General features: G+C 73.8%; 7 protein-coding genes. 2 read left to right on the top strand and 5 right to left on the bottom strand.

Annotated features, from left to right (window positions below):
- Positions 1–236: 236 nt before the first annotated feature.
- Positions 237–674, top strand: a complete 438-nt coding sequence (locus EPD83_RS07270; RefSeq protein WP_128366690.1) for a VOC family protein — start codon at positions 237–239, stop codon at positions 672–674.
- 575 nt (positions 675–1,249) lie between these two features.
- Positions 1,250–2,836 (top strand): HNH endonuclease signature motif containing protein, encoded by a 1,587-nt coding sequence (locus EPD83_RS07265; RefSeq protein WP_128366689.1) that lies wholly within the window; start codon positions 1,250–1,252, stop codon positions 2,834–2,836.
- 75 nt (positions 2,837–2,911) lie between these two features.
- Here EPD83_RS07265 and EPD83_RS07260 read toward each other — a convergent pair whose 3' ends face one another.
- Genes EPD83_RS07260 through hrcA form a run of 5 tightly spaced genes read right to left on the bottom strand, consistent with a single transcriptional unit; the run spans position 2,912 to position 6,747 of the window.
- Positions 2,912–3,370: a hypothetical protein gene (locus EPD83_RS07260; protein WP_128366688.1), complete on the bottom strand. Its 459-nt coding sequence runs from the start codon at positions 3,368–3,370 to the stop codon at positions 2,912–2,914.
- 60 nt (positions 3,371–3,430) lie between these two features.
- Entirely contained in the window at positions 3,431–3,718 is a 288-nt protein-coding gene (locus EPD83_RS07255) for a DUF1905 domain-containing protein (RefSeq protein WP_128366687.1), read from the bottom strand.
- A 40-nt stretch (positions 3,719–3,758) separates the two neighbouring features.
- Positions 3,759–4,502 (bottom strand): 16S rRNA (uracil(1498)-N(3))-methyltransferase, encoded by a 744-nt coding sequence (locus EPD83_RS07250; protein WP_128366686.1) that lies wholly within the window; start codon positions 4,500–4,502, stop codon positions 3,759–3,761.
- Positions 4,503–4,537: 35 nt separating this feature from the next.
- Entirely contained in the window at positions 4,538–5,665 is a 1,128-nt protein-coding gene (gene dnaJ / locus EPD83_RS07245) for a molecular chaperone DnaJ (RefSeq protein WP_128366685.1), read from the bottom strand.
- Between the two features lie 50 nt (positions 5,666–5,715).
- The gene (gene hrcA / locus EPD83_RS07240) at positions 5,716–6,747 is read right to left on the bottom strand and encodes a heat-inducible transcriptional repressor HrcA (RefSeq protein ID WP_128365922.1); all 1,032 of its coding nucleotides are present in this window, start codon (positions 6,745–6,747) and stop codon (positions 5,716–5,718) included.
- Positions 6,748–6,896: the final 149 nt, after the last annotated feature.

The raw sequence follows: 6,896 nt of genomic DNA, 5'->3' as shown, positions 1-6,896 counted from the left end.
GTCCAGGTCGCGGAAGGCGAGGGAGTGCTCGCTCTCGGCGACGACCGTCGCCGGGATGCTCCCGGCGACGATGCGGCAGAAGGGGCAGTCCGGGTCGGTCTCGCTCATGTCCCGACCCTAGGGGCTGGGTCCCGGACCCGGGGTGGCGCGTCGGTGAGGTGCCCGGCGGGCCGTATCGGGCTGCGGGTGTCAGTGGGCGGGTGTGGGATGGCCTCGGACGAGCGAAGGGAGCCGACATGGCGGTGCGCTGGACACTGACGATCGACTGCGACGACGCGTGGACGCAGGCCGCGTTCTGGCGAGAGGCGCTCGGCTACGTCGACGCCCCCGCGCCGCAGGGCTATGCGACCTGGGCGGACTGGCACCGGGCCTTCGACGTGCCGGAGGAGGAGTGGGGCGACGGCGCGACGCTCGTCGACCCGGACGGCGCGGGCCCGTCCGTCACCTTCCTGCGCGTGCCCGAGCCCAAGACCGTGAAGAACCGGGTCCACCTCGACCTCCAGGTCAGCGGCGGGCGGGACCGGCCGGCGGACGAGCGGCGCACCGCGATCGCCGCCACCGTCGAGCGGCTCGTCGCCGCCGGCGCGACGGTGCTGGCCGAGCACGAGCAGGGCGGCGTGCTCGACCACGTCGTCGTCGCCGACCCCGAGGGGAACGAGCTGTGCGTCCTCTGACGGCCCGCCGGCTCTGACCTCGCCGCGCGGCGGGTGGTAGGGCCGTCGGTCCCTAGCCGCGGATGGCTCGCGTCCGGGCGGCTCGCGTCCGAGCGGCCGTGACCCGGGTAGCTGGACGTCGGCAGCATTCCGCGTTCCCTGTCCTTTCGGCCTGGTGCGGATCACAGGCGGCCTGGGACGGAGTCCGCGGTGGGTCGCCTCACGATGCCGCCCTCCCTTCGGGTGGTTTGGTCTCGAACAGCCCGCGGCCCGAACAGATGGACGTCAGCGGCATTTCTTGCTTGCTGTCCTTCCAGCCTGGTGCGGATCACAGGCGGCCTGGGACGGGGCCCGCGTGGCTCCTCTCACGATGCCGGCCTCCTTGGGCGTCCGCTTTCGATTCACGGGTTCGGCCCGCTCGCGGACGCTCCTGTGCTCGTGTTCGAGCCTCCCCGACACCGTCGTTCGAGCTCGCGTCGACCGCGTTTTCGGGCGCGCTCTGACGCTCTGAAACTTCCTGCAATCTCGTTCTCTCGCAACGTCCTACGAGCGTCCTGAGGCTTGTCGTCGTACGCGTGTTCGGGTAAGATCAGGGCATGGACCGGGGGGATATCAGCAGCCGCATCGCCGCACTGCGCGGCGATGCGGTTCTGCTCGCGAGGGACCTGGCCGAGCACGGCCGGAGCCTGGATCCGCGGGAGGCGTTCGAGGTCGCCGGGGAGGCGCAGAAGGTCGCCAACACCCTGGAGGGTGTCGTCGCGGTGGCCGCCGCGTTCGGGGCGCGGTTCGAGAGCCGGATGGTCTCCGATCGGGTCATCGAGCGGACGCATCCGGTGGGGTTCGTCGACGGCATGGCCCCCTCGATGCTGGCCATGGAGGCGGGGGTCACCGAAGGTGTCGCCGGGCGGAAGGTCCGGCTCGGGGCGAAGCTGTCTGCTCGCTTCCCGCTCATCCGGGACCTGGTCCTGGACGGGGAGGTGGCGGCGGTGACGGCGCACAAGGTCCTCGACGCCTGCGCCGGCCTCGACGTCGAGGCGTGTGGCCGGGTGGACGCCTCGCTCGCGCCGCGCCTGGCGGCGATGGACCCCGCCCGCGTCACCGGTGAGACCCGCCGGATCGCCGCCCGCGTCGCGGCGGACCAGGTCGCCGAGCACGCCGCCAAGACCAGGAAGGTGCGGACGGTCGAGGTCTGTCCGAGCGAGGACGGCCTCACCGAGTGGTTCGCCCTCCTGCCCACGGCGACCAGCAAGGCCGCCTGGACCGCCGTGGAGAGCCTCGCCGCGGAGTACCGGGACGTCGACGACACCCTGACGGTGCCGGAGTCCCGTGCCGACGCGTTCGGGGATCTCCTGCTGCGCAACGTGAGCGTCAGCGCCCAGGTGACCCTCGGCGTGCCGGTGATGACCGCCGCCCCGGACCCGGCTGCTGTCCCGACCGTGCGGACGTTCTCCCCGCGGGACCCGGACGAGACGATCGTCGATGCCACCACCGGTGAGGAGGTCCGCATCGGCGACCTGCCCGCCGACACCCAGGAAGACCTCGGCTGGCACGAGTTCGCGGACTACGAGAGCGCGGACGGTCCCGGCGTTCCCACCGCGGTCGAGATGGCCCCCACCCGTGTCGGTGCGGACACCGGCGCCACGGCTCTGGTGTCCGGGGTGCAGCTGCCCGGCCTCGGCTGGGTCGACGCCAGAACCGTCGCCGGCATCCTCACCAGCCTCCCCCTGCAGGTCGCCCGCGCGGTCCTCGACGCCGACACCGGCACGCTGGCCTCCATCACCTCGGACGCCTACCGGCCACCGGCGAAGATGCGGCAGCTCGTGACCGTCCGGGACGGCACCTGCCGCATGTACGGCTGCACCCGGCCCGCCGAACGCTGCGACCTCGACCACGTCCGCCCCTGGCCCACCGGCCCCACCACCCCGAGCAACCTCGCCGGACTCTGCCGCCGCCACCACCGCCTCAAGCAACAAAGCCACTGGAAACCCACCCTGTCACCCGACGGCACGATGAGCTGGACCGACCCCACCGGGCGGACCCGCACCACCGAACCCGCCCACCGCACCCACCCCAACGACCCGCCGCCGACACCGTTACCGGCACCGCCACCGGGGTCGCCGAAACCCCCGCACGAACGCAGCCAACGCGGCGACGCGTGGACCGACGTCCCCATCCCCTTCTGACCGACCGCCGAACGACCCCTTCGGGCCCGTCCCCTGGCGCCTTGGTGCCGTAGGCGGAGCGCGGACGGCGGCCGCTCAGTCCGCGCCGTCGAGCCGCCGGATGGCCGCGATCCGCACGAAGTACCGCCGTTGATACGACCCTTGGCCCCACGGGACGTCGTCGCACGTCCAGTCATCAGCCAGGAGATCGTCGCGGGTGACGCCTCGCTGCCTCAGCCACTCGTCGAACATCGCGTCCGCTCGGGCGGCCGGTGCGGGCCCGACGACGAGGTCGAAGACGACGTGGGCCTCGCGGCGCAGGCGGGACAGCAGGTCGGCGCAGGCGCGTGCCTCGTCACGATGGACCTCGAGGGAGTGCTCGCCTCCGCGCTCGGAGAAGAAGACGACCCACCCGTGAGGCCGCCGGTCCATGACCACCGCGTCGTCGAGATGGGCACCGAACAGGTGGTAGGTGCCGTCCCGGACCCCCAGGGCGTCGAGGTGGGCGGCGAGCGCCTCCCGGTTCGACGGGGGCGGCGCCGGGTCGTCGGTCACGCGCAAGATGCTCGCACGACGGCGCGGAGCGCGGGCCGGACCCGGCCCGAGCGCCAGAGGTCAGACGTCGACGTGCAGGTGGACGGTCACGGTGTCGCCGAGGGCGATGTCCTCGCGGCGGCGGACGGCCACCTTGAGCGGCAGGAGGTAGCCGCCGTCCCTCGGAATGAGCGAGGTGGTGAACGCCGTGCCGCCGACCGAGCCCTCGACCGGGATGCAGCCCCAGCCGTACGTGGCGAGCCGGGACACCTCATGGACGCGCTCGGCCTGGTCGGCCGGCAGGGCGACGAAGTGGTGCGGGGCGGGGCCGCGCCACTCCACGACCTCGCCGCTGAACTCCAGGTCCACGCCCACGACGGTAGCGCCGTCGACCGCGTCGGTGGCCCGGTCAGCGCCAGCGGCGGACGGCGCTGAGGACGGCGATGGCGGCGGGTCCGGCGCTGGAGGCGCGCAGGACGGTGGGCCCGAGGCGGACGACGCGGGCGCCGGCGGCGGCGAGGGCGTCGACCTCCTCGGGGGCGATGCCGCCCTCGGGTCCGACGACGAGGACGACGTCGCCGGAGTCCGGCAGGTCGGCGCCGGCCAGGGGCTCGCAGGCGTCCTCGTGGAGGACGAAGGCCGCCGTCGCGGACCGCACCCGCTCGACGACGTCCGCGGTGAAGGCGGTGGGGGCCAGGACGGGCAGCCGGGTCCGGCGCGACTGCTTCGTCGCCGCCAGGAGGACCTTCTCCCAGCCCCGCCGCGACCGCTCGCCGCGCTCGCCCTGCCAGCGCACGACGCAGCGCGCCGCCTGCCACGGCACGACCTCGTCGACGCCGTACTCCGTCGCCGTCTCGACCGCCTGGTCGTCGCGGTCCCCCTTGGCCAGCGCCTGCACCAGAACAAGGCGCGGGCTGGGCTCGGGGTCCTCTCGGACCTCCTCGACGCGGACCTCCAGCGTGTCGCGGCCGACGGCTTGGACCGACCCGACGACGCTCGCGCCCGCACCGTCCGAGAGCACGAGCCGCTCCCCTGTCCGGGTCCGCCGCACGGTGGCCGCGTGCCGGCCCTCGGCGCCGTCCAGGACGACGACGTCCCCGACCCCGCGGCCGGCCAGCGCGCCGGGCCCGACGAGGTACACCGGAAGGGTCATCGCAGCACCGTTCGCGTGGTCGTCGGCCGCGCCGGTCAGCGGGTCTTGAAGGTGTCGCGCAGCTTGCCGAAGATCGAGCCCGCGGCGGGGTTGGCGACCCGCCCCTGCGGCCGCTCCTCCCCGCGCAGCGCCGCGAGCCTGCGCAGCAGCTCCTCCTGCTCGTGGTCCATCCGGGTCGGGGTGTGCACCATCGTGTGGACGACGACGTCGCCGCGCCCACCGCCGCGCAGGTGGGTGACCCCGAGCCCACGGAGGGTGATCGTGTCGCCGGACTGGGTGCCGCGGGTGATGTCCAGGTCCTGGTTGCCGTCGAAGGTCTCCATGCCCAGGGTCGCGCCGAGCGCCGCCGCCGTCATCGGCAGCTCGATGGTCGCGTGCAGGTCGTCGCCGCGTCGCTGGAAGACGGGGTGCTTGCGCACGGCCACCTCGACGTAGAGGTCTCCGGCCGGCCCGGCGCCGTGCCCGACCTCGCCCTCACCGGCCAGCTGGATCCGCGTCCCGGTGTCGACGCCGGCGGGCACCTTGAGGGTCAGCGTGCGGCGGGTGCGCACCCGCCCGTCGCCGGAGCACTCGTAGCAGGGGTCGGTGATGATCTGGCCGAAGCCCTGGCAGGTCATGCACGGGCGGGTGGTCATCACCTGGCCGAGGAAGCTGCGCTGCACCTGGCGGATCTCGCCGCGCCCCTCGCACACGTCGCACGTGCGCATCGAGGTGCCCGGCTGCATGCCGTCGCCGTGGCAGGTGCTGCACGCGACGGCCGTGTCGATGGTGAGCTCCTTCTCGGCGCCGAACACGGCGTCCCCGAGGTCGATGTCGAGCCGGACGAGGGCGTCCTGCCCCCGGGACTGCCGCGAGCGCGGTCCGGCCGCGGCGCCGGCGGCCCCGGCGCCGAAGAAGGCGTCCATGATGTCGCTGAAGGAGAAGCCCTGGCCGAAGCCGGCCGCCCCGCCCGCGTACGGGTCGGAGCCCATGTCGTAGGCCTGGCGCTTCTGCGGGTCCGAGAGGACGTCGTAGGCCTGCGACATCTTCTTGAACTGGTCCTCGGCCTCGGGGCCGGGGTTGACGTCGGGGTGCAGCTTGCGGGCGGCGCGCCGGTAGGCGCGCTTGATGTCCTCCGCGCTCGCGTCGCGGGAGACCCCGAGGTCGGCGTAGTAGTCGTTCACCGGTGGATGGTCCTTGTCATGGCGGTGGTCGGTGGGAGGTCGGTCCCGCCTCAGTCGGCGAGGATCCGGGAGACGTAGGTGGCGACGGCGCGCACGGCGGCCATCGTCGAGGGGTAGTCCATGCGGGTCGGCCCGACGACGCCGAGCCCGGCCACGAGGTCGGTGCCGGCGCCGTAGCCGGTGGCGACCATCGAGGTCGAGCGCAGCCCGGCGTACGGGTTCTCGCTGCCGATCCGCACGGCGAGGCTGCCGCCCTGCTCGGCGACCGTGCCCAGCAGCTTGAGCAGGACGACGTGCTCCTCGAGCGCCTCGAGCACCGGCCCGATGCTCGCGACGAAGTCGCCGCCGGAGCGCACGAGGTTGGCGGTGCCGGCGAGGACGACGCGCTCCTCGCGCTCCTCGACGAGGGAGTCCTCGAGCGCCGCGACGACGGCCCGGGCGACGTCCCGCAGCCCGGGCTCGAGCCGGTCCGGGACGACGGCGAGCTCGGCCGAGGCGTCGGCGAGCGTGCGTCCGGCCGTCGCGCCGTTGAGCTCGGATCGCAGGACGGCGAGCGTGCTCTCGCCCTCGACCGTCATCAGGTCGGTGCCGACGTCGACGACGCGCTGCTCGACCCGGCCGGTGGTCGTGATGAGGACGACGAGCAGCCGCGGCCCGCCGATGGGGACGAGCTCGACGTGCCGCACGGACGAGCGCGACAGCGACGGGTACTGGACGACGGCGACCTGCCGGGTCAGCGACGCCAGCAGACGGACCGTGCGGTCGACGACGTCGTCGAGGTCGAGCGCGCCCTCGAGGAAGTGACCGATGGCGCGCTGCTCCGCGGCGGTCATCGGCTTGACCTGGCTCAGGCGGTCGACGAAGACCCGGTAGCCGGCGTCCGTGGGGATCCGCCCGGCGCTGGTGTGCGGGGCGGCGATGAGGCCCTCCTCCTCCAGCGCGGCCATGTCGTTGCGCACGGTGGCGGCGGACACGCCGAGCTGGTGACGCTCGAGCAGCGCCTTGGAGCCCACGGGCTCCGAGGTCTCGACGTAGTCCTGGACGATCGCCCGGAGGACCCGGAGTCGACGGTCCTCGCTCATCGGGGGTCACCTCCCGGGCCATGGTCGACAGTCGGAGCGGGCGGCGGACACCGGTGCTGGCACTCTCGCCGTCCGAGTGCCAAGCCTAGCCGCCGGGCCGGACATCGCGAAAAGCCGGGACGTCCGCGCGGCGGTCACCGGCCCGTCCG

This window comes from Phycicoccus flavus, assembly GCF_004025965.2.
Taxonomy (GTDB): domain Bacteria; phylum Actinomycetota; class Actinomycetes; order Actinomycetales; family Dermatophilaceae; genus Phycicoccus; species Phycicoccus flavus.
This window is presented reverse-complemented; position numbering and strand designations above follow the sequence as displayed.